The 21,958-nt window shown below is 50.3% G+C and carries 19 protein-coding genes and 1 pseudogene; 7 read left to right on the top strand and 13 right to left on the bottom strand.

From position 1 onward, the window contains the following. Positions 1–138 precede the first annotated feature (138 nt). Positions 139–1,014 (top strand): annotated as a pseudogene (locus EL645_RS45245) (alkaline phosphatase family protein); the annotation flags it as partial. Positions 1,015–1,926: 912 nt separating this feature from the next. Here EL645_RS45245 and EL645_RS04205 read toward each other — a convergent pair. Next, complete coding sequence (locus tag EL645_RS04205; protein ID WP_126548863.1) at positions 1,927–2,532, bottom strand: TetR/AcrR family transcriptional regulator; 606 nt, start codon at positions 2,530–2,532, stop codon at positions 1,927–1,929. A gap of 688 nt (positions 2,533–3,220) precedes the next feature. Between EL645_RS04205 and EL645_RS04200 the strand changes: the two genes are divergently transcribed. After that, positions 3,221–5,326: a chloride channel protein gene (locus EL645_RS04200; protein ID WP_126548862.1), complete on the top strand. Its 2,106-nt coding sequence runs from the start codon at positions 3,221–3,223 to the stop codon at positions 5,324–5,326. A gap of 136 nt (positions 5,327–5,462) precedes the next feature. Here EL645_RS04200 and EL645_RS04195 read toward each other — a convergent pair whose 3' ends face one another. The 6 genes from EL645_RS04195 to EL645_RS04175 form a co-directional block, all read right to left on the bottom strand. Next, positions 5,463–6,035, bottom strand: a complete 573-nt coding sequence (locus EL645_RS04195) for a hypothetical protein (RefSeq protein ID WP_126548861.1) — start codon at positions 6,033–6,035, stop codon at positions 5,463–5,465. Between the two features lie 125 nt (positions 6,036–6,160). Next, entirely contained in the window at positions 6,161–7,282 is a 1,122-nt protein-coding gene (locus tag EL645_RS04190; protein WP_126548860.1) for a BclA C-terminal domain-containing protein, read from the bottom strand. Then, positions 7,242–7,583, bottom strand: coding sequence for a hypothetical protein (locus EL645_RS43920; RefSeq protein ID WP_218031726.1), 342 nt, complete (start codon positions 7,581–7,583; stop codon positions 7,242–7,244). The genes EL645_RS04190 and EL645_RS43920 overlap by 41 nt, the downstream gene beginning before the upstream one ends. 27 nt (positions 7,584–7,610) lie before the next feature. Then, complete coding sequence (locus EL645_RS43915) at positions 7,611–7,880, bottom strand: hypothetical protein (protein ID WP_218031725.1); 270 nt, start codon at positions 7,878–7,880, stop codon at positions 7,611–7,613. Positions 7,881–8,134: 254 nt separating this feature from the next. Then, a complete protein-coding gene (locus EL645_RS43910) occupies positions 8,135–9,040 on the bottom strand; it encodes a collagen-like domain-containing protein (protein ID WP_126548859.1) in 906 nt (301 codons plus the stop codon). Positions 9,041–9,434: 394 nt separating this feature from the next. Then, positions 9,435–10,826 carry a helix-turn-helix domain-containing protein gene (locus EL645_RS04175; RefSeq protein WP_126548858.1) on the bottom strand — a complete coding sequence of 464 codons (1,392 nt, stop codon included), beginning with the start codon at positions 10,824–10,826 and terminating at the stop codon, positions 9,435–9,437. A gap of 272 nt (positions 10,827–11,098) precedes the next feature. On the opposite strand from EL645_RS04175, the gene EL645_RS43905 reads away from it, so the two are divergent. Next, on the top strand, positions 11,099–11,884 hold the full coding sequence (locus EL645_RS43905) for a collagen-like protein (RefSeq protein WP_176599837.1): 786 nt from the start codon (positions 11,099–11,101) through the stop codon (positions 11,882–11,884). Positions 11,885–12,275: 391 nt separating this feature from the next. Then, on the top strand, positions 12,276–13,463 hold the full coding sequence (locus tag EL645_RS04160; RefSeq protein ID WP_126548855.1) for a S53 family peptidase: 1,188 nt from the start codon (positions 12,276–12,278) through the stop codon (positions 13,461–13,463). A gap of 91 nt (positions 13,464–13,554) precedes the next feature. Here EL645_RS04160 and EL645_RS42350 read toward each other — a convergent pair whose 3' ends face one another. The 5 genes from EL645_RS42350 to EL645_RS39045 all read right to left on the bottom strand — a co-directional run bounded on the left by EL645_RS42350 (position 13,555) and on the right by EL645_RS39045 (position 16,006). Next, on the bottom strand, positions 13,555–14,172 hold the full coding sequence (locus EL645_RS42350; protein ID WP_246035274.1) for a hypothetical protein: 618 nt from the start codon (positions 14,170–14,172) through the stop codon (positions 13,555–13,557). Next, entirely contained in the window at positions 14,169–14,792 is a 624-nt protein-coding gene (locus EL645_RS42345) for a hypothetical protein (protein ID WP_246035273.1), read from the bottom strand. Before EL645_RS42345 ends, EL645_RS42350 begins: the two co-directional genes overlap by 4 nt. 40 nt (positions 14,793–14,832) lie before the next feature. Beyond that, complete coding sequence (locus EL645_RS04150; RefSeq protein WP_136625162.1) at positions 14,833–15,492, bottom strand: hypothetical protein; 660 nt, start codon at positions 15,490–15,492, stop codon at positions 14,833–14,835. An 89-nt stretch (positions 15,493–15,581) separates the two neighbouring features. Beyond that, entirely contained in the window at positions 15,582–15,719 is a 138-nt protein-coding gene (locus EL645_RS39050) for a hypothetical protein (RefSeq protein WP_161977096.1), read from the bottom strand. A gap of 128 nt (positions 15,720–15,847) precedes the next feature. Next, the gene (locus EL645_RS39045) at positions 15,848–16,006 is read right to left on the bottom strand and encodes a potassium-transporting ATPase subunit KdpA (RefSeq protein WP_161977095.1); all 159 of its coding nucleotides are present in this window, start codon (positions 16,004–16,006) and stop codon (positions 15,848–15,850) included. 56 nt (positions 16,007–16,062) lie between these two features. On the opposite strand from EL645_RS39045, the gene EL645_RS04140 reads away from it, so the two are divergent. Then, entirely contained in the window at positions 16,063–16,818 is a 756-nt protein-coding gene (locus EL645_RS04140) for a DUF72 domain-containing protein (protein ID WP_218031724.1), read from the top strand. Between the two features lie 363 nt (positions 16,819–17,181). Continuing rightward, positions 17,182–19,488 carry a transglycosylase domain-containing protein gene (locus EL645_RS04135; RefSeq protein ID WP_126548851.1) on the top strand — a complete coding sequence of 769 codons (2,307 nt, stop codon included), beginning with the start codon at positions 17,182–17,184 and terminating at the stop codon, positions 19,486–19,488. A 124-nt stretch (positions 19,489–19,612) separates the two neighbouring features. Here EL645_RS04135 and EL645_RS04130 read toward each other — a convergent pair whose 3' ends face one another. Then, the gene (locus EL645_RS04130) at positions 19,613–20,008 is read right to left on the bottom strand and encodes a response regulator (RefSeq protein WP_161977094.1); all 396 of its coding nucleotides are present in this window, start codon (positions 20,006–20,008) and stop codon (positions 19,613–19,615) included. A gap of 625 nt (positions 20,009–20,633) precedes the next feature. Between EL645_RS04130 and EL645_RS04125 the strand changes: the two genes are divergently transcribed. Then, positions 20,634–21,923 (top strand): MFS transporter, encoded by a 1,290-nt coding sequence (locus tag EL645_RS04125; protein ID WP_126548849.1) that lies wholly within the window; start codon positions 20,634–20,636, stop codon positions 21,921–21,923. The last annotated feature ends 35 nt before the right edge of the window (positions 21,924–21,958 follow it).

The following is a 21,958-nucleotide window of genomic DNA, read 5'->3' as shown; positions in this document are numbered from 1 at the left end:
TGTGTTTTAATTCCTTTTAACAAAAAAACCAACGGAAAATCAAATGCATTTAACGTTGATTTAAAAGGTACTTGGTATATTTAAAAAGGTGTTGCTATTAAAAACAGGATGTTGCTTTTTTGTGAAAGGATTCATCTCATGGGTGCCTCTTTTTATTCCCGGCGTACGATGCTGGCGGCGGGTACACTTGCGTGCCTGGTCGCGCTGGTAGCTTCCCTGGCCATCAGTGGTTTCTTAGGTACGCCCCACACCTACGCGCAGACAACGCTTCCCACTCCCAGTCATATTGTACTGGTCATGGAAGAAAATCACTCTTACAACGAGATCATTAATTCAAGCAGTGCCCCCTATATTAACTCTCTGGCCAATAGCGGCGCACTGTTTACCCAATCCTTCGGGGTCACCCACCCCAGCGAACCAAATTATCTGGCGTTATTTTCAGGATCTACGCAAGGAATTACCGATGATTCGTGTCCCCATACATTTAACCCTCCTGATCTGGGTGGAGAATTAATCCAGGCAGGTTTGAAATTTGGAGGCTATTCGGAGAACCTACCCTCGACCGGTTCGACGGTATGCACTTCAGGGAACTATGCACGTAAGCATAATCCCTGGAGTAACTTTACCGATGTCCCATCCACTGCTAACATGCCCTTCACCAACTTCCCCACCTCCAATTTTAGCTCGTTGCCAACCATCTCTATTGTGGTGCCAAACCAACTCAATGATATGCATAGCGGGACCATCCAGCAAGGCGATAGCTGGCTCAAAACTAATATCAATTCGTATGTTCAATGGGCGAAGACAAATAACAGTCTCCTTATCGTGACCTGGGATGAGGATGATAGCTCACAAAACAATCAGATCCCTACTATTTTCGTTGGCCCCATGGTTAAAACCGGTCAGTACGCTGAACAAATCAACCACTACAATGTGCTGCGAACTATGGAGGACATGTACGGGTTGCCAGCCGCTAATAACAGCTCGAGTGCCTCGTCAATCGCGGATTGCTGGCAATCTATAGCTACCCCCACACCGAGCCCAACATCGACGCCAAGCCCAACGCCCACGGCAACGCCAAGCCCAACGCCAACGGCGACGCCGAGTCCAACGCCAACGGCGACGCCGAGTCCAACGCCAAGTCCAACGCCAAGTCCAACGCCAACGGCGACGCCGAGTCCAACACCGACGCCCAGCCCCACTCCAATTCCTGGCGGTAGCAATATCCTGAACAATAGCGGTTTTGAGAGTGGTTCGAGTTCCTGGACTGAGAGTTCTTCAGGTGGCTATGAGATCGTAGATAGCAGCAATCCCCATACTGGTAGCAATAGTGCCTACCTTTGTGGCTACGATTCTTGTACCGATACGATCTATCAAAAGGTCACTGTTCCATCCAGTGCCACGAAGATTACACTGAGCTACTGGCTTTATATCAGTACCAATGAAACCAGTAGTAGTACATGCTACGATTACTTCCGTGCACGTTTGCGTACAAGTAGTGGGGCAACTATCTCAACGCCACAGACACAGTGTAATATTGATGCGCAAGGTTGGACCCAGTATACTTTTGATGTGACTTCGACGCTGTCAAGCTATAAGGGTCAGCAGGTTCAGATTGCCTTTTTAGGCACTACCGATTCTTCGCTCTCATCATCTTTCTATGTGGATGATGTTGCTCTGACTGTTCAGTAACGATTCCTTACAGCTAAAACCGAGGACTTCTCAGAGGTGCGTTCTCTGATAGTATCGTTCGAGCCTGATTTTCCTTTGGTTGATTGAGTCTGGGTGCATGTTCCCCTCTTTGATGCTCTCATGAGGGGGATGGCACCCACCAGGCTTGCTACTTCTTCTTAGTGCGTACCCAGGTAGAAGTGGCGCTGAGGGGTGTCCGTTTTTGTCCTATCTAGAAATCTTAAGCCAGAAGCGTTATACCGAGACAGCTAATCCTTGCATAATAAATTGTGCTGTCTGGCTGGCCTGCGCCACCAGGGTCTGTTCTGATTGGCCCAGTACGCGGGCAGACAAGATAAAGGACTCTGTGAGTGAGAGCACCATGAGCGCGGTGGCATCGATATTGTGAACGCGAATTTCTCCCCGAGCCTGAGCCTCTTCAAGGACCAGTGCAATAACCGCAACGTAATCGCGGAGCAGTTTGGTTGCCTCTGCCCTGAAGGCTCGATTGACGCCATACAGCGCGCTCATATAGACATTAAATGAATCGCTCTCTTCTTCGGCCAGGCGTACGAATGCCAGGAAGAGCTGCTCTAAACGGGTCTGAAGATTCCCATGTTGAGCCAGCGCCCCCCGGATAGCGGCTAACTGTGATTGTGCAATAAAACGGAGCATAGCCAGGAAGAGTTCACGCTTATTTTCAAAATAGAGATAGATGGTGCCCTTTCCAATGCCAGCTTTTTCGGCAATGAGGTTAATATTAGCTTGATCAAAGCCGAGACGAGCAAACTCTTTGGCTGCTTCATGAATGATATGTTGGCGTGTGGCCTCTCGCATTTGCTCATCTACAATCTTGGGCATCGTTTCCTCCCTGATTATCTACATTTTTTGCTAACGTGTCCTTTATCGTACCACATTTATGGGCACTTAGTCAGTAAAAAAACACTGCTTGCCAGGGCTATTTAATGTTTCTCTTTGGCGCCTGCGGCGCCGGGTTGGGTGTGTGGAGTGGGCGACTGCGGCCGCCCACTCCACACACCCCACACCTGAAAGATGTACATTCTCTGAACGAACATTAAATAGCCCAGACTGCTTGCGAATATTCGATAGGACATTTGCGTGTTCCCTGAGATATTTTACATGAAAAAAGATTCATCGTGTTTGTCCCGATTGCACAGCAGGGTTTTCTAATGTTCGTCTAGAGAGCGCAGGGAGAGCACGAGCAAGCGTTACGATGTCCATCCTTTCAGGTGTGGGGTGTGTGATGGGCGGCTGCAGTTGCCCATCACACACCCCACACGTCCCACCCCGCGCCGCAGGTGCCAAAGAGGAACATTAAAAAGCCCTGATTGCGCCGTTGTTTTTTATTGACTAGCTGCCCATTTATGTTGTATGATAAGAATACTTATTTTGAAAAGGCCCATGATTAGAGACATTGCCTTATCTGCGATATCTTTTTTTATGCTCATTAATGAGTGGGCGACCATTCATTAATGAGAGATTTCAGCGTTTGTTTGTTAATACAGACAAAGGACATGGAGTATAACATATGGTTCCAGAATCCACCGGAAGCGCCAGTTTTATGCGGCGCCTATTGCGTTTTAGCCGCCTGCAGCGTAGTTTTGAAAGTCCTCGTTACCTTTTGAAGTGGTTAGTATTAAGTTCATTGATCGGGATTGTGGCCGGGGTAGGAGCCATTGTGTTTTATATGGCCATTCACTATGCCAATCACTGGTTTATCGAGGATCTTGTCGGGTATGTGCAACCGAGCCCGGCTGGTGAGGGACCCACAACGGTGATGTCTTTCTGGAATTCGGCGCGCCCCTGGTTGCTGCCGATCATCACCACGCTTGGTGGATTGGTGGCTGGTTTTATTGTGTTTACCTGGGCCCCTGAGGCTGAAGGACATGGAACGGACGCGGCGATTAAAGCCTTCCACGAAGGCACCTCTATTCGCGCGCGTATTCCACTGATTAAACTGGTGGCTTCGGCCATTACCATTGGCACGGGTGGCTCCGCTGGCCGCGAAGGGCCTGCGGCACAAATCAGTGCCGGCTTTGGTTCTATTATGGCCAACCTCCTCCATCTGGATGCGCAGGATCGACGGATTGCGCTCGCCACTGGTATGGGTGCTGGTATTGGCTCGATCTTTAGCGCGCCTCTGGGAGGAGCTATTCTGGCGGCTGAGATCCTGTACAAAGATGATCTCGAGGTGGAAGCGATTATGCCCGCCTTGATCGCCTCGATTGTCGGCTATAGCATCTTTGGCGCCTATTCTGGCTGGCATACGATTTTCTCGGTGCCCGCTGACCTCGCCTTCAGTTCGCCCCCACAATTGCTCTATTATGTCGTGATTGGTATTCTCTGTGGACTGATCGGTCGTCTCTATGCACGTGGATTTTACGGCCTCACGGACCGTTTTCATCATCTGGCACTACCCAACTGGGTGAAGCCGGCGCTGGGTGGGTTGCTCGTTGGTTTGATCGGCCTGGCCATTCCTCAGGCTATCGGGATGGGTTATGGCTGGGTGCAGGTCAGCATGGGTGCCGGTCTGCTCTCGCTTCCCCTCTGGGTAATCCTGCTGTTACCATTTGTGAAGATACTCACGACGGGACTCACAGTCGGATCAGGAGGGTCTGGTGGTATCTTTGGTCCTGGCATGGTGATTGGAGGCATGGTGGGGGCCGCCGTGTGGCGCTTGAGCTACCACGTGTTGCCTGGCTTGCCCGCGATTCCGGGTCCTTTTGTGATCGTGGCGATGATGGCGCTGTTCGGCGGAATTGCGCATGCCCCGCTGGCGATTATGCTCATGGTGGCTGAGATGACCGGGAATCTTTCGTTGCTCGCCCCGGCCATGATTGCGGTCAGTATCTCCTCCATTTTAGTAGGCAAAGATACCATTTATATGAGCCAGGTCAATACGAAAGCCGATTCGCCAGCGCACCGCTTGCAAATGTCGTTTCCGCTACTTTCGACGCTCACTGTGCACCAGGCGATGGCGGCGTTGAAACTGTGCTTCTCGACCACGCAGACGGTGGCCGATGCCGAACAGATGCTGGCGGATGATGTTGTTAGTGGAGCACCGGTGGTAGATGATGAAGGAAATTTACAGGGCGTGGTGACCCAGGCTGATATTCAACGTATCCCCCTCGCCGAGCGCGCGGAACGACCAATCAAAGAGATCATGAACACCGAGGTGTTGACGCTTGATTCGTATGCCACCCTCGATGAGGCACTGGAACAATTGACCAGTGCACGCGTGAGCTGGGCTCCGGTGATCGAGCACGATCCCTTTACTCCGGAACGAAAAATCCTTGGTATCTTGACGGCTGCCAGTATTGCGCAGATCTATCGTAAGACGCTGGCCAAAGATTCGCGCCGGATGCGTGGGGTAGTCGAAGGAACTGTTATGGTGGAAGCAAAGATCGAAGCGCAGGCGCCGCTGGTGAACAAACCCTTGCGTGAGGCGGGCATCCCTGCTGAATGTTTGATCGTATCGATCCGTCGCGCTGGCGAACTGATCTTCCCACGCGGGAGTAGTGTGATTCAGGCTGGCGATACGGTGACGTTCCTGGTGAGTCCACACGCAGAGGAGCGGCTTCAGGACTATCTAGCCAATCGTCTTGCGGCGGTCCCCGTTCTCCAGGCAAGTTGATAGAGGTACCTGTGTAGTTCTCATGCCCTGTTTGTTACCTGATGGGCATGGGAATTGCTCTTTATCTCAATAAGCTAATGTAGACTCCGAACTATAGCATCTGGCCGGGCGGGCAGCCCTGGTACCAGATGCTGTTTTAATCTGCCTTGATTGGGGTGGCATCATAATCCCCGCTTGCCTGTGGCGGTTGCTGATTGATTTTCTCACATTTTTTCCAGCCATAAATAATACAAATCAACGCTAAGACAAAGCAGCCAGTACTCATCCAGAAGAATGTCCATTTAATATTTGACAATGGAAAGCTCAGCGCGCTCAGGGAGGCTATTCCTAGCACGAGATAGAGAAAAAGCTGCGTCCAATCATTGACGTGCTGCTTGTGCGTTGAATTTTTACTTTGTAACTGGAGCCAGGTGGAAAATAATTCTGGATTGGCATTCTCAAGCAGTGTTTTTTGATGAAGCCTCAATGTGGATGTTATTATCTCGTGGTGAGCACTCAGGGCCGCTGTAAACAGAGCAATAAAGCCGACGCCAATGTCGAGGTATGAAAAGCGAGGCTGCGCGAGCGACGCAGCAATGAGGCCGCTAGATACTGTGACAAAGCCAAAGAGTATCTGGGTTTGTAGTTGAAGCCTGGCTGTAATTTCACGTCCCATATCCCTGTATAAATCATTGCCGGCTATATCTGGTCTTCTTTCTTCAGTCGACATAACCTGCTCCATGTAACCAAATGAAAAACGTATTGGTGTGGCACGTCTGTGCCATACCAATACGCCTTCTTTGAAGATCTTGGTGGCTACATCCTGGAGCCGTAAAGATCCTCGTTGTTGGACAACTAACTCAGGCGCTCTAGATCAAGAGCGGCATTTATCACAGGGGTCGTGCCACCAGTATCGGTCTGGAGATCAACTGCGGTGAGTGAGGTGTGATTGACCAGGGTGACGTCATCGCCTGCTGTCAGGGAGACGATTACTTCACCATGATTTAGCTGTGAACCACCGAATGACCCATATGAGGTACCTGGTATTGGAGTACCATTATCAAAAACAGTGAACTGGCTGGGTTGTGTGGTCTGTGTACTGAAGTCTATTTTATAGACACCGGTCGCGGCCACGATAACATTAGCAGATCCTGGTGTATGGGTGAATCCGCTTGTCAGCGGTCCATTGGTCTCAAAAGCCACCGGGCTTTCGAGCGGGATATTCTGCGCAGATTCGTTGTAGATGTAAGCATAATCTACAGTAGCAGGGGTGCCAGCAGGACCTTGAGGACCCGTGGGGCCGGCGGGACCAACAGGGCCAGCAGGGCCGGTATCACCTGTGTCACCCTTAGGTCCAGCAGGGCCAGTGTCACCTATGGGGCCTTGAGGGCCAGCAGGTCCAACTGCGCCATCAGCGCCGGCAGGACCAGCAGGACCGGCAGGTCCAATAGGACCAGCGGGGCCAGTATCACCTGTGTCACCCTTAGGGCCAACAGGGCCGGCAGGGCCAGGAGCGCCATCAGCGCCAGTGGGGCCAACCGGGCCAGCAGGTCCAGGAGCACCATCAGCGCCAGCAGGGCCTTGAGGGCCAACAGGGCCGGCGGGGCCAGGAGCGCCATCAGCGCCAGCAGGGCCAATAGGACCAACAGGACCGGCAGGGCCAGTGTCGCCGGTGTCACCCTTAGGTCCAGGAGCACCATCAGCGCCAGCAGGGCCAACCGGGCCAGCAGGTCCAGGAGCACCATCAGCGCCAGCGGGGCCTTGAGGGCCAACAGGGCCAACGGCGCCATCAGCGCCAGCAGGGCCAATAGGACCAACAGGACCGGCAGGGCCAGTGGCACCATCAGCACCAGCAGGTCCAATAGGACCAACAGGGCCAGCAGGGCCAGCAGGGCCGGTATCACCTGTGTCACCCTTAGGTCCAGCAGGGCCAGTGTCACCTATGGGCCTTGAGGCCAGCAGGTCCAACTGCGCCATCAGCGCCGCAGGACCAGCAGGACCAGCGGGCCGGTATCGCCAGTGTCGCCCTTAGGGCCGGCAGGGCCAGCAGGTCCAACTGCGCCATCAGCGCCGGCAGGACCAGCAGGACCAGCAGGGCCGGTATCGCCAGTGTCGCCCTTAGGGCCGGCAGGGCCAGCAGGTCCAACTGCGCCATCAGCGCCGGCAGGACCAATAGGACCAACAGGGCCAGCAGGTCCAGTGGCACCATCAGCACCAGCAGGTCCAATAGGACCAACAGGGCCAGCAGGGCCAGCAGGGCCGGTATCACCTGTGTCACCCTTAGGTCCAGCAGGGCCAGTGTCACCTATGGGGCCTTGAGGGCCAGCGGGGCCAGCTGCGCCATCAGCGCCAGCAGGACCAGCAGGACCAGCAGGGCCGGTATCGCCAGTGTCGCCCTTAGGGCCGGCAGGGCCAGCAGGTCCAACTGCGCCATCAGCACCAGCAGGACCAATAGGGCCAACAGGGCCAGCGGGGCCAACTGCGCCATCAGCGCCGGCAGGACCAATAGGACCAGCAGGGCCAGCGGGGCCGGTATCACCTGTGTCACCCTTAGGTCCAGCAGGGCCAGTGTCACCTATGGGGCCTTGAGGGCCAGCAGGTCCAACAGCGCCATCAGCGCCAGTAGGACCAATAGGACCAGCGGGGCCAGTAGCGCCAGTGGCACCCGTATCACCCTTTGCTCCTTTGTTACCTTTAGGGCCTTGAGGACCAATAGGGCCTTGAGGACCAACAGCGCCAGCAGGTCCAGTATCACCTATGGGACCGGCGGGACCAGCGGGGCCAGTGTCGCCGGTGTCACCCTTAGGACCGGCAGGGCCAGGCGCGCCATCAGCGCCGGCGGGCCAACAGGACCGGCAGGGCCAGGCGCGCCATCAGCGCCGGCGGGGCCAACAGGACCGGCAGGGCCAGTGGCACCATCAGCGCCAGCAGGTCCGGCAGGACCAACAGGGCCAGCAGGTCCGGCAGGACCAACAGGGCCAGGAGCGCCATCAGCGCCAGCAGGGCCAGCGGGACCGGCAGGTCCAGTGGCACCATCAGCGCCAGCAGGTCCAACAGGACCGGCAGGGCCAGGAGCGCCATCAGCGCCAGCGGGCCAACAGGACCGGCGGGTCCAGGAGCGCCATCAGCACCAGCAGGGCCAGCGGGACCAATTGGGCCAGCAGGTCCGGTGTCGCCGGTGTCACCTTTATCTCCTTTGCTGCCCTTAGGACCGGCAACTCCTTGAGGGCCGGTAGGACCGACGGGACCGGTAGCTCCGATAGGTCCCTGGGCACCAGTGGGACCTTGAGGACCAGTAGAACCTTGAGGGCCGGCGGGGCCATCAGCGCCAGCGGGACCTGTAGGGCCTTGAGGACCCTCAGGGCCTTGAGGACCGGTAGGACCAGCGGGACCCACTGGCCCTGGAACTGAGTTTTCTATATGGGTAATAATAAGGGGACGATTTTTGTTTGAGATGGTGTGATCCAGAGCAAATTTTTGTGTAGAAAGTAATTGCTTTGTTGTTGTGCTTTCAAGCACAAAATTGTATATATGCTGATCACTTACGGATGCTTTGAGAACCGCACGCGTGATGGTATGCGATTCATTACTTTGCGAACCCTGTAGTGACGCTGCATGTGCACTCTTAAGGGGTACAGCTAGTAATGCGCCTGCAATCAGAAGCGTGCCTGCTATTCGCTTGTCCAGCTTGGGACATTTACGTGGTAGCAAGCAGCGACGATTCCACTTTTTCATGGATGGCTACTCCTTCTTCTTTTGGAAGCTCTAATCGTACGTGAACAAAAATGTCATTAGCTGGATAAGAAAGATAAAAATGAGGTAAATCTTCATCTTGCGGTCCTTAAGAGATTTATTCAACATTCAGTCACTTATCCTACTACCCTCCTAATATAAATTGCGAGAGAACTAATTGTTCTAAATGTATATATCTTTTTAAATCAAATTTACATAAAATAATTAAAAATGTGTATTGCGTTTAATAATCTATATAGAGATTTATAAATGAATAAAAATATCCATCTTCTATGTTTCCGCATATCACTACAGCGACCCCCATCTTCTTATGATGGGGGTCGCTATTTGCACTTTCTTCATTTAATCTTTTTTCAAGCGAACGGTTGCTGATATGTCAATTCTTAGAGGGCGGTTGATCCATCTGTGCCAGCACATAGCAGCGCATCAAAGGCACTAAGCTAAAAAGGTCATCTTTCTGGCTCACCAGGGAAAGTTGGAGTAATTCTGCCAGGCCAGCATCACGAGCCCCTTCATTGTTTCCCAGTCCACTTACCTCTCCAAGCTTGTTCCTGCTTATCCCTTCTTCAGCGAGTGCTAATGCTTGTAGTAATTGATAGGTGCCGCTCTGGCGAATACGTTCAATTGCTTCACTAAAACAGAAATGTGTAATATTGCTGTGATGATGGTCAAGCTGTTGCAGCACTGAATTTATGCCATAGCCCAGACTCATCAAGCCGATACTCCACACAATAGCAAGAGGAAGGCCACCCGTGCGCTGATATAGAGCATCTGCAATAAGAGAGGTAAGCTGAATATTTTTGTGCCTGGCTTCAAACTGTATCAAAGCTAGAGCATCCCGATATGAAAGATCATGTAAACGAATGGTGTAAGCAACGTCAATACGATGGCGGGTAGTGACAATGGCTTTGGTTGGTTCCGGCAGTTCAAGCAGGAAGGCGAGCAACGCTTCGTCATCGATCTCCTCAAGGTTATCGACAACCATCAGCGTGCGTATCTTACTTAGTGCATAAGTAATCAGGCGGCGATGCTGGTTAAGTGGCGCCTGGCGATCAATTGATAAAGCGAGAACCGCCTCTATCTCTAGATAGAGATCTAAGAGATTGGTAAAAGTCTGGGGACGTTGCAGAATTCTCTGAGCCGTTAAGACCCTGCGCTTGGCTGAGATCCAGATGAGTGCATCAAAGTGCTCTTGTAGAGCTAATGAGCCATAATTCTCGTAATAATAATACATTGCTTCGAGTGCCAGCGTGCTCTTTCCAATGCCGCCAATACCATCGATAGCTACGAGAAAATAGCGGCTTCGTGGATAGGGCTGAAGGAGGGTGCGAAGAGTTTGCAACTCCTCTTGCCTCCCAAAAAAGTTCTGGTAGTAGCGTTGCGGCAAGTTATGATATGGGGGTCTCTTTTCTGTTGCTGGTGAGATACATGAATGATCAGTCATAGATGCCTCAGAGTCCGATGCAGGGGGATTTGCAATGAGTGCAAACCAGGCTGCATCAAACGCTTCATTCAAAGCTGCATGCTGCCAGAGACTGCGTGCTTCCTGTTCTTCAGAACCAATAGTAAATGCCCCCAAGCGGATATATGTTTCGATTACTTTTTTCAGGTTGCTTGCCTTTGGAGCGCTGATAGCACTCTCCCATTTGCGGATAGTTGTAGTACTAACCCCTACCTCCTTACCCAGTTCATTCTGTGTCAATGTGGCTCGATTGCGGAGCATTCCCAATATATTGCCGAGATCATCTTGATGGTATCGACTATTCATAAATAGAGCCTTTCTTGCAAAAGGACATATGCGATAGAAATGGAAAACCACCTTCTGTTATTATACACATTTACGGTTAATTATTAACATTTTTGCAGCAGTTAAAGGATATCGATTAAGATGAACAATGTGAGTGAAACAAAACGCAATAGAAAAGAATAACCCAACCTAACTACGTGATGGTTCTGCTTGCCTATACTTTATGTGTAGAACAAGGTTATTTATGTAATATCTATAACACTTTGGGGTTTGAAAGAAAGGAATTGTCTACTATGAGAAGGTTAGGTATGCTATGTCTGGCACTCCTACTCTGCCAGATGGCAAGTTTTGGCATCCTGGTAAACGGAGCCTCAGCCCATTCGAATCCGAGCCATTGGAACTGTAGGTTTTATTGTCCGCCACCATTTCCCGTTCCACCACAGATACATACGGGACCTCAGGGACCTCAGGGACCTCAGGGACCAATAGGTAATACCGGCCCCCAGGGGCCTCAGGGGACTCAGGGACCTCAGGGACCAATAGGTAATACCGGCCCCCAGGGGCCTCAGGGGACTCAGGGACCTCAGGGGCCAATAGGTAATACCGGCCCCCAGGGACCAGCAGGTCCTACTGGTGCCCCGGGAGCCATAAGCCACAACACATTCGCGGGCCCTCAAGAGTACGGTTACTTTTACAATGCGTCCGCACAAACTATACCAATAGGAAGTAGCATCACTTTCGAGGGAAATGGAAACACAACCTCAGGAATTACCCATATCCCCGGATCTGCTAATATCACAGTGGCCTCGACTGGCGTCTATCGTATATTAGTTGATGTACAGACCGTACAGCCTAGCCAGTTCACCCTTTATAAAAATGGTGTGGCTGTTCCGAATGCTACATTTGGTGCTTTTGATGGTTCACAGATAACTTATGGTGACACGATTATCACCCTGGCAGCGGGCGATGTGCTTAGCCTGGTCAATGACACTTCACTTACTGGTGTTGTACTGCAAATTAATGCGGGTGGGGTAAAACCTCCTCTTAACGCATCATTTGATATTGAGCGCATTGGCTAGTTAAGCGACGACAAAAATTCTGTTTGTTCCACCAGAGAAATAGCAAGGCTGATAGAGGGTGCATTTATATGGCGTTGCAACGCCATATAAATGCACCCTCTTGGTGTTTATCAGGAATGGGTAGCCTATTCTGGCTACGTTTCATTGTGTATCAATATATATCAATTTTATCTATGTTATGCTATGCACAGCAATAAGCAGGCAGAGAGTATACTGTTTGTTTCAAGAAGAAGCGAGAGACAGTAGATACCTTATTGTCAGGGTCAGTAATAAGCCAATAAAAAATTTAGTACTTAATACTCCCTATACTTTCAGTTTCTCCGCGCCACATTGACCCGGGATGGTTATCAGGGCATAAAGGAGTAGCAATCGATATGTACAAGAGGTTATCATGTTTAGCTTACGTCAGGACAACCGATTGACAGAAAAAACTACCCCAACCGCTTACAATGCTTTTAGCCGTAGCATGGCTTCAATTCAGCATGAAGGGGTAAAGCCTATCAACGCTTTACTGCTGATGCTGGTTGCTATGTTACTACTGAGCTCTACCTTCCTCTATTCCAGGCTACATAGAGGGATCACAAACGCTGATTTTAGACATATGGCCTCTCCTTATGGAGGAGGGCCAGCCGTGGGACTTACGCCCCAAGACCTCTGGAAACAATATAATTTACCCGGAGTTAGTGGTGGAGAGGGCCAGCTGGTGGCCGTGGTGATTGATGGTGGGCTGCCCTCCATCAACTCAGACCTGGCCGCATACAGCCAGAGATTTGGGCTCCCTTCGTGCACTGTTGCCAGTGGCTGTCTGACCATCAAATATCAGGGTGGTCACCCTATCCCTCCCGGTGCCGACGAGGCTGAAGGTACCCTGGACCTTGAGACAATCCATGCCGTTGCCCCGAAAGCAAAACTGTTGCTCTATAGTGTGCAACAGAGTATCGCCGGTCTGGCCACGGGACCATCGGAGATCATCAACACTCCTGGATTGAAAGCTATCAATATGAGTTATGGTTTTACTGGCAACACCCAGCAATATCAGTCACTTTATGCGAATAATCCCAATCACGTGGCGCTCTTTGCAGCCAGTGGTGATAATGGTCATACACCAACCTCCCATCCAGCGAGCTATCCAGGCGTAATCGCAGTTGGTGGAACAACTCTTAACGGAGGTGTTGAGGCAGCCTGGAATGGTTCTGGTGGTGGCTTATCAACCTATGCGGAGCCTGCATACCAGAAAGCTTATGGAATTCCCCAGGCCAATGGCATGCGTGGTGTACCTGATGTTGCAGCGGTTGCTGGAACCCAGATATCCACCTACCAACAGGGTCGCTGGAGAGGGATGGTCGGCACCAGTGTTGCCGCCCCGATCTGGTCCGGTATTGCGGCCCTGGTAAACAAGCCTATCACCCCTGAGTTGCTCTATACTCTGGCGAAGCAGCAGCCAGACTCCTTCCGTGACGTTACCAGCGGCACCAATGGTAGGTGTGGTTTTGTTTGTACCGCCCATCCGGGTTATGATTATATCACTGGTCTGGGAACACCCAGGAACTTTGTGCAAAATGTCAACGCCATGCCCTAAGGCATAAGTTGTGAAAAAACGTCCATGGTCCACTCTGCTGGACCATGGACGTTTTTGCGTGCGCTGCTGTTGTAGGAAGGAAGTATTGCACCTAAACTTCTGGAGCTTCTGGAAATGGAAACTTACGATCCCTCAGGCGTTGTAAAAGTGCTGGTCTGCGTGAATGGGGGATGAGCCAGTTGCGGAAACGTTTTTGGAACTCTTCAGTTTCATGAAAGTATTCGGCGACTTCTCGCAGCTCCACTAATAGTCGTGTCGCTTCGTCATAACCTGTACTGGTTTTGCGGATTGCTGCCTGATCAGCCTGATACCAATAGTCGCTTTGATGATCATGGATATTTTTCATGTGCTGTAGACGTGCCCGCTGCTCCTCTTCACGCTTCGCACGTTCATACTTTTCTTTGACTCTCTTGCTTTCAGCAAGCAGAGTAGAGTAAGCGATCCGTATATTTTCTGTTGAATCTGCCTTGTTAGCGGGCTGGCCGAGCTCGCGTAATTCTTTTATCAGCAAGCGACTCAGGCCAGGTTCATTGCGAGCCAGGCGCACCAGATAATCGCTGCGACGCTTCTGCGGTAGTAACTCAACCCACGCCGCAAAATCATCTTTAGTTGTTTGTTTGGGTATATCACTACTATGCAGGGCCACTGTCATCAGCAACTCTGGTGGAACTTGCAATAATTGTGCCAGTGCCCGTTGTGCCGCAGTCAATTTTTTAAATCCGGGTGGCACCGGTGGGGTACTATTCGTTTCTTCGTCTGCGCCCTTATCTTCATCCCCGCCAGTTCCTCCTCGATCTCGTCCTCCTCCCTGTCAAATCCGCCTTCATCCTCGTCCTCCTCGTCCTCCTCCTCATCATCGTAGTTGCTTAGCATATCCTGACTGGCCAACCAGGCTATATAAAGAGCACGTAGATCTCCTTCCATTAACTCATCCCGAATGGCGATCAGTGAGCCTAGATCATACTCAATCCACTCATCAGGAGCTTCCAGCCCACCGTAGCTAAAATGAAGGATATCGTATTTTGAATGCCGGGTAAACGTAACGTACTCATCGCAATCGTAGTCATGGAGCAGATCGGCGGGTAAAATGCCATGTGGGAAGCGCAATGCAAACTCAGGAGAGCCCCAGTTGGCCCAATAGAGGAAACCATCAAAGTATTTGTGGAGTACTGCTATCGGATCGTGCTTGAAATCTCCCCAGTTATACTCGATGAAGGCATAGGTGGATGATGCTTCGATATGGCTGGAAAGATCCTCAACCTCAGCAAGTTGTGTGTGTGTCAGAGGTTGATCAAGCGCCATGAATTCGTAACGTTGATATTCACTCATGCATTTGGCCTTTTTTACGATTACTACGACTGCGTATAATCTAGTGTTTGCGATTCTTCTTCCTGGATTTCTGAGCCATTTTCTGTTTAGTCTTTTTCGTTGTGGCTAAATTCTTGTATTTACTTTTGCCTGTAGTCGAAGGATTAAAGGGTGACGGAGGCTCACGGTCATCAAACTTGGAAGCAAATGATTCAAAAAGAGAAAACGGCGGTGATGGGGGGTAAAGCTGATCGAATTCTTCTTGAGTGATCAACCCGAATTCTTTTTGTGTCAGCTCCCATGGACCGGTAATCATTTCGTCCACGTGCTCAGCTTTAAATGCCCTCTCTATTACAGGCAGTGCTTCCTGGGCCTTGAGTCGTGTCAGGCTTATAATCATGAATGCATTTAATTCATAGTCGTCTTCTGCAAATGAAGGAAGTTCTTCCATTCTCTTCATTTGTTCGATTAGTAGATTCACTGCCTTTGCGCAGGTTTCGGGCCTTTGTAGCGCCACCTTTCCTATGCTCTCGATGGCAGTTGCGTGTGTCCAATGATTGCGTGTAGGGTCGGCCAGTATCGAGCCGAGTATCGATAACGTGTCGGGTCCTATCAACGCCAATACTTCTGGCAATTCATCCTGTGCCCACTCAGAATCTTCCATAATGGCCGGAATAGTTAATAGGGGCTCAACGGCTGATATAGCCTCCTCGCGCAGCACTCCCAACGCGCGCCAGGCATGAATCGGTCCCCAGCTGATATCAGTTTCCGAATCAGTATTCAGTAGCTCTTTATTCGTCGCCAGGCGGATCAGCTCGGGATGTCTTGCGCGCTGATTCCCAATGCCAGGTAATCAGGCCAATCTTTAGCACTTACAATCTCTGCCTTTCCCATAGTCAACAACTGTGTAACCGGGGCAGTATAGTTGTATTTTTCTGTTTTCTCCATAAAAATACCTTTGCTCTATAAAGCTCAACAATCATCTGGTCTAGAATATTGTGCCAATAGTAGCATAGTATTGCCATTAAAAAAATAGCCAGGGACCATTGACTGGTTTGAAATGTTTGATGATTCTATTATGCCATGCGAAGTTGTTCTATCATTGGACCCAGTGCCAGGGCAGCGAAGTAGGTAAGTCCGACCACAACGATGGCTGTGACCAGGAATCTCAGAACAGTTGTCTGCTCTTCTATCGAAATTGTCTGTGCCTGCGTATCTATACTAAGAGCAGGCACATGTTGCGCTATGTTAGCGGCCTGACGAGTTATGAGCAGAGTAAATGGGAGGGAATATGATCTGGATTGGTACTTCGGGTTGGGTCTATCCACATTGGATGGAGCGCTTCTATCCTAAGAAGCTTCCTGAGCGAGAGCAACTGGCCTATTATGCTCGCCATTTTCCTACCGTTGAGATCAACCGAAGTTTCTATCGCTTACCGACGCGCGAGCAATTTGCCGCACTATATCAGCAGACACAGGATCATCCGGGTTTCCGTTTTGCGGTCAAAGGGAGCCGTTATCTGACGCATATGAAGAAGCTCCATGAGCCTGCTGAAGGTATTAGTCGTCTTGTCACCGCAGCCGAAGGCCTGGGCGAACGCCTGGGACCCTTTCTCTATCAACTACCACCTCATTGGCATGTTGATCTGGCGCGCCTGGAAGCTTTCGTGCAGCAACTTCCATCGACACACCCGGCGGCCTTTGAGTTCCGCGATCCAAGCTGGTTGCAGCCAGAGCATTTTCCTCGACTCGCAGAGATCCTACAAAGTGCTGGCTATGTCCTGGTGCTGGCTGTGGGTGGGTCACTGCCCACTCCCCTGGATCTGCCTGCCGTTGGTCCCTTCACTTATGTACGGTTCCATCAAGGAGCTCACGGTATCGGACTAACTGAAGAAGAACTGGCATTCTGGTCCCAAAAATTAACGGCCGAAGCAAACAATGGGCGCGAAATCTATACCTATTTCAACAATGATACCGACGCCCAGGCCATCTACAACGCCCTGCGTTTACAAGAGCTGGTCGGCTCCCTGGCCGTACCTCCATCCTGACAATGCTGATGGACCTTTTAAATGTTTTGTTCAAGTAAGTGCGCATATGCGCACTTACTTGAACAAAACATTTAAAAGGTTGCGTGCCGCAGGCGCGAACAAAGGTACAAAGCACTTGCTTTTCGAACATGCTTATTTGAGAGCTATCAAAACCATAGAAAGTACAGCATCATGCAATAATAGCATAGAAATGATGTATAATAGGGGGAGTGGTTTATCTTCTTAGCAGCCCAATTGTCGTGTGTCTTCCTACCCAAATTGCCTAATTGATCCCAATATAAGCCGAAACTTTTTATAATGTGTCATAGTTTTATGTAGAAGAAGAACTTATATTTATCAATAAATCTAGAAAGACAGAGTGATATGGCAACCGGAATGCGCACCGGGGAAACACCAACGCCGGAAGAGGAAAGTACTCTTCCGATGGTTGCGCCGAATAATGAGGTAGCTTCCCAACGGCGTCAACCTATGAAACTCCCGGCCTATAGTCAGGCTGCCGTTGCCCAGCGTCTGGGTGAGGCCCCTGAAGCGCCAACCCCAGGAGTCATGTATGAAGGATCGCATAAACGTCTGCATGAACCTGGCTGGCATACCAAACGCTATCTCAAACGCAAAACACTGCGTGGTACAAATACACAGGTGGAGATCAGAGCACGTAAGACAACGCGCACAATGGTCTCGGTCATTATCAGTGCTTTTTCTGTATTATTAGTGGTACTGATTGTTTTTGTCACCTACATGGGTTTTGCTAACGCCGTTGACCAACAGTATCAAGGTCGTGTCATGACCTTGCAAGACACCCTGCCAAAAGACAATTTAAAAATATATGATGCTCAGAATACCCTGATTTATCAGAAGTCTGATGAGGGTGTCCAGACAACGCTTCCACTAAACAAGATTTCGAAAAACCTGGTCAATGCCGAAGTGGCTATTGAAGACCAAAATTTCTGGAAAAATAGTGGCTTTGATATTACTGGTATTATTCGTGCCGCTATTTCAGATCTGACCGCCCATGGAGTTGTAGCTGGCGGTAGTACTATTACGCAACAATTAGTGAAGAATACGATCGTTGGCAATAAAGATACGGCTCTCCGTAAATTACAAGAGATTATTCTTGCCCCTGAGATAACCCGGCATTATACCAAAGAGCAGATTATGGGTATGTATCTCAATACTATCTATTACGGCAATATGGTCTATGGTGCTGAAGCTGCGGCGACCAGGTATTTTGGATTGCATGATACCCCGACCCAGACTGCGGCACAACAACTGGATATCGCACAGTCCGCGACCCTGGCTGGTATTCCCAGTAATCCTGAGCTACGCAATCCCATTGCCTATCCGCGCAATAGTTATAACCGGACCCTGCAGGTATTGCAACAGCTATATGTGCAAGGCTACATCAATAGCCAGCAGAAAGCTGATGCGATTAAAGAGATACAGCGGCCAAACTTTGTAAAGGCGACCGGCCTGCCCCCTGAGCAAGCTTCAACCTATGTCAACTATGTGATGGATGAGCTAACCACCGATCTACGCGTCAAAGCCTCGGATCTCTCACGCTCTGGATTAGTGGTGAAGACGGCGCTGGATCTGAAGCTACAAAACTATGCGCAGGCCAGTGCTAAATTGCATGTGCAGCAAATGACAGCCCATCATATTACCAATGCCGCTGTGGTGGTCATGGACCAGCATACAGGTGCTGTAAGTGCGATTGTGGGGAATATTGATCCAAACGATCCAAAGTATGGATCTTTCAATGTCGCTACCCAGGGTTATCGTCAACCAGGCTCATCGTTTAAGCCATATGTCTACGCGACAGCTTTCCAGCAAGGTGTGGCCAGTCCAGGCTCAAAGGTACTGGACGCGCCCCTGACCATTCAGATGTGCTGTGGTTTGCCCGCCTATCAGCCACATAACTATAGCATGACCTATGGTGGCTGGATGCCGTATCGAGTGGCATTGGACAACTCATTGAATATTCCCGCTATTAAGATCGAGCAGGCTGCAGGTATCGATGCATCTTTAAAGACGGCCGAGAACATGATGGGGATTAGCGATGGAAGCCAGTCCAAGTCTGCTAATGTCTTCTATGGCACACCCAATATTACCATGGTGCTGGGCGCTTTAAGTGTGCGCCTGATTGATAACACACAGGGCTATGCTACCTTTGCCAATGGTGGTGTACGCGTCCCTTACCATGCCATTAATCTAGTGACTGACCAGAATGGCAAGACCGTGTTCAAGCCTAATACAACTGGCCAGCGTGTGTTAAGTCCGGCTGCCGACTTTATGATGACCAATGTCCTATCCGATAATCCATCTCGTAACATTGAATTTGGGCCGTGTAGCGCTCTGTATCTGTATACCAACAGTACCTCGCAATGTTATGCAGGCAATCCAGGTAAGATTATTCCTGCCGCTGCCAAAACCGGTACCTCCAACTCGTTTGTTGACAACTGGACGATGGGTTATACCGCTCGCTATACAGTGGGCGTCTGGGCCGGCAATAATGACAACTCGCAGATGATTAATGTCACTGGTGTGGATGGCGCAGGTCCTATCTGGCGTGATGTACAACTCTACCTCAATGCCAGTAAACCAGCGCTGCAGTTTCCTGGCCCACCCTCCACTGTTACCAAACAAAACGGGGATTGGGTTTTAAAGAGATAGCACATTAATCCATAGGACAAGTACACAGGCACCACATTGGCTGAGCTAAAAAAGGTCAATGTGGTGCCTGTGTAGTTTATATGTAATTTTCATCTATGCAATCTCCAGGATCACAGAAATCGACTTAATGTGATGTATCCAAAAAGTCGTGAATGGCTGTGAGGAGTTCGTCGATATCAAAGGGCTTATTCAAAGCGAACAGATGGCGTGCTAAGACCTCATCCTTTGGCAGTGCCGCGCTGATAAGAATGGTCGGAACATGCTGAAACTCACGGCGCTGCTGTAGAAAATCATAGAGTTGAATCCCATTCATATGTGGCAGGTGATAATCGATTACCAGTAAATCTGGCAACAAGTCTTCAAATACCTGTAAGGCCTGCTCTGGATCGGTTACTAAAAAGGCTAGATGCTGGGTTTCCTCTACAATAATTTGAACCAGGCTCGAACCAACGCTCCCATCATCTTCTATTACCAGAATCGTTTTATTGTGATCTTGTGGATTTTTATAATCGGATGGCATAACAACTGTATCCTTTATCATTTGTCTCTAAATAAACTCGCGTTTTCTGTACTACGCTCAAAGAGGTCACAGAGCTTCAGTGTAGTAATTTCTAGTCGTAATTGAGTTAAATATACGCAAGCATGAGATAATTGTATCCCGCAAGACCGGTTTGCCGCTTGTGGACCTGCGTAGTAAATACTAAATTCATCCTTGACACGGTATGGCAGAGTTGTTATGATCATGACTATGAACGATTTACAGTTAAACCGTGTGGCGGCCATTACCTGTGTGCTGCGCATGGTCTACCACCACCTCTATCCAACACGTATCGGCCATGTCTTTGCCGCATAAGCAGCCTGGCGCTGAAATGCTTGTGCGGCGGATAGTAGCGCTGACCTGAAGGCATGCTGGCTCTAAATAGGCATGCTTAATTTGGCGTTGAGCTACTTTCCTCCTTCCTGTGATCTCTTCTTATTCTCTCGCTATTCTGCTTTAGCATTTGCTTATGCAAGCTACTTGCTTTGCGCTAGCGGATGAATAAGATCAAAAGCGCCACCTTCCCCGTTCTGTATTCACGCCAGGCCCCCAACATGTTTTCTCTGTTACTTATCTGACCTCCATTTTTTGAAAGGGCCTGCTTGTAATGAATAAACCTGTGCTAGAGTTGCCAGCGTCATCTGGACTCACGCCACAACCTTTGCCCTGGCGCCGCTGGTTGGTTGGCTTCTTCTGCTATAACGGCACCATGCGCCTGCTGTTTACCAGCGCCATCTGGATGATCTATCTGGCCTCGCATGGCTACTCGCCATTTATGATTGGCCTGTTAGAGATGACTTTTCACCTGGCCAAATTTGTGGCCGAGGTGCCGACCGGCATCTTCGCGGATCTCTTGGGACGGCGCAAAAGCTTGATCGTCTATTGTTTACTGGGAGCCATCGAGACCCTGTTTTTTCTGGTCCCCAGCCTGCCATTTTTGTTTATCAGCTTTGTGGTATCTGGCATCTCCTATGCCTTTCTGGGAGGTGCCAACGAGGCCGTACTCTGGACCCTGACCGGCTATGCCGCACCCGATGATGTGCAGCAGCAAGCGGCTCGCTATAGCAGGTTGTTGAGCATGACATTGATGCTAAGCGTTGTAAGTGAAATGATTGGCACTACCCTGGGTGGCTACCTTGGCAATACGATGCAGACGCTCCCTTTTATCTGTCGTGCTGTCGTGTGCCTGCTGGCGATTATTCCCCTGTTGCTGCTCCCAAAGGCAGCGACAGAGCCACAGCAAGCAGCCGAGCATGAGCGCCCACATCCCTTGCTGCACCTCAAAAGAGGCCTGCGAGTGGTCTGGCATTCGCCGAAATTGCTGGGACTGATCTTGATCTCTGGCCTGGTCGAAAGTTGTGGCACCACCATCTACTTTTTTGTCCAGCTACAATTTCATGAGCTTGGTTTTGCGCTCAGTAGTATTGGTATTATTATGGCGATCAGTAGCCTGAGCCAATGTCTGTTTACCGCACTGGCGCCATATCTGATGCGGCGGTTAGCGGTGCGCTTGCTCATTCCTGTCTGTGTTTTGTGCCAGCTAGGAGGCTTGCTGCTAATGATTGTTCCCAATGCCATCGTCAGCCTGGTGGGCTTTCTCATTCTGTTTCAGGCCTCAAGCGCGATCCTCTATCCAACCGTCAGTACACGCCTGAATGAAGATAGTCCTGAGGAGCAGCGAGCAATGGTGCTTTCCTTTGAAACCGGCATGTTTAGCCTGGCCATGATCGTTCTCTTTCCCCTCTTTGGGCTGGGATTAACAAACTCGACCTATAGTACCGTCTATAGCTGGACTGCTGGAGCACTAGTGAGTGGGAGTATCGTCAGCTATCTCCTGGTGCGCATCCGGAGCGCCATGCTGGCTCATTCTTCCGCGCACAAAAATAGCAATCGATAGCTAAGAATGTTGCCATCTTTTTCTGGCCTGCAATT

The organism is Dictyobacter kobayashii, from assembly GCF_003967555.1.
GTDB lineage: Bacteria > Chloroflexota > Ktedonobacteria > Ktedonobacterales > Ktedonobacteraceae > Dictyobacter > Dictyobacter kobayashii.
This window is presented reverse-complemented; position numbering and strand designations above follow the sequence as displayed.

Excerpts from the sequence above, each read along its gene's own strand:
- EL645_RS39050 (WP_161977096.1), bottom strand. The coding sequence starts at position 15,719 with ATGGAGAAAACAGAAAAATACAACTATACTGCCCCGGTTACACAGTTG.
- EL645_RS04195 (WP_126548861.1), bottom strand. The coding sequence starts at position 6,035 with ATGTCGACTGAAGAAAGAAGACCAGATATAGCCGGCAATGATTTATAC.
- EL645_RS04140 (WP_218031724.1), top strand. The coding sequence starts at position 16,063 with ATGATCTGGATTGGTACTTCGGGTTGGGTCTATCCACATTGGATGGAG.
- EL645_RS04130 (WP_161977094.1), bottom strand. The coding sequence starts at position 20,008 with ATGCCATCCGATTATAAAAATCCACAAGATCACAATAAAACGATTCTG.
- EL645_RS04190 (WP_126548860.1), bottom strand. The coding sequence starts at position 7,282 with ATGGCGCAGTTGGACCTGCTGGCCTCAAGGCCCATAGGTGACACTGGC.
- EL645_RS04175 (WP_126548858.1), bottom strand. The coding sequence starts at position 10,826 with ATGAATAGTCGATACCATCAAGATGATCTCGGCAATATATTGGGAATG.
- EL645_RS04205 (WP_126548863.1), bottom strand. The coding sequence starts at position 2,532 with ATGCCCAAGATTGTAGATGAGCAAATGCGAGAGGCCACACGCCAACAT.
- EL645_RS43905 (WP_176599837.1), top strand. The coding sequence starts at position 11,099 with ATGAGAAGGTTAGGTATGCTATGTCTGGCACTCCTACTCTGCCAGATG.
- EL645_RS04125 (WP_126548849.1), top strand. The coding sequence starts at position 20,634 with ATGAATAAACCTGTGCTAGAGTTGCCAGCGTCATCTGGACTCACGCCA.
- EL645_RS04160 (WP_126548855.1), top strand. The coding sequence starts at position 12,276 with ATGTTTAGCTTACGTCAGGACAACCGATTGACAGAAAAAACTACCCCA.
- EL645_RS43910 (WP_126548859.1), bottom strand. The coding sequence starts at position 9,040 with ATGAAAAAGTGGAATCGTCGCTGCTTGCTACCACGTAAATGTCCCAAG.
- EL645_RS42345 (WP_246035273.1), bottom strand. The coding sequence starts at position 14,792 with ATGAGTGAATATCAACGTTACGAATTCATGGCGCTTGATCAACCTCTG.
- EL645_RS04200 (WP_126548862.1), top strand. The coding sequence starts at position 3,221 with ATGGTTCCAGAATCCACCGGAAGCGCCAGTTTTATGCGGCGCCTATTG.
- EL645_RS04135 (WP_126548851.1), top strand. The coding sequence starts at position 17,182 with ATGGCAACCGGAATGCGCACCGGGGAAACACCAACGCCGGAAGAGGAA.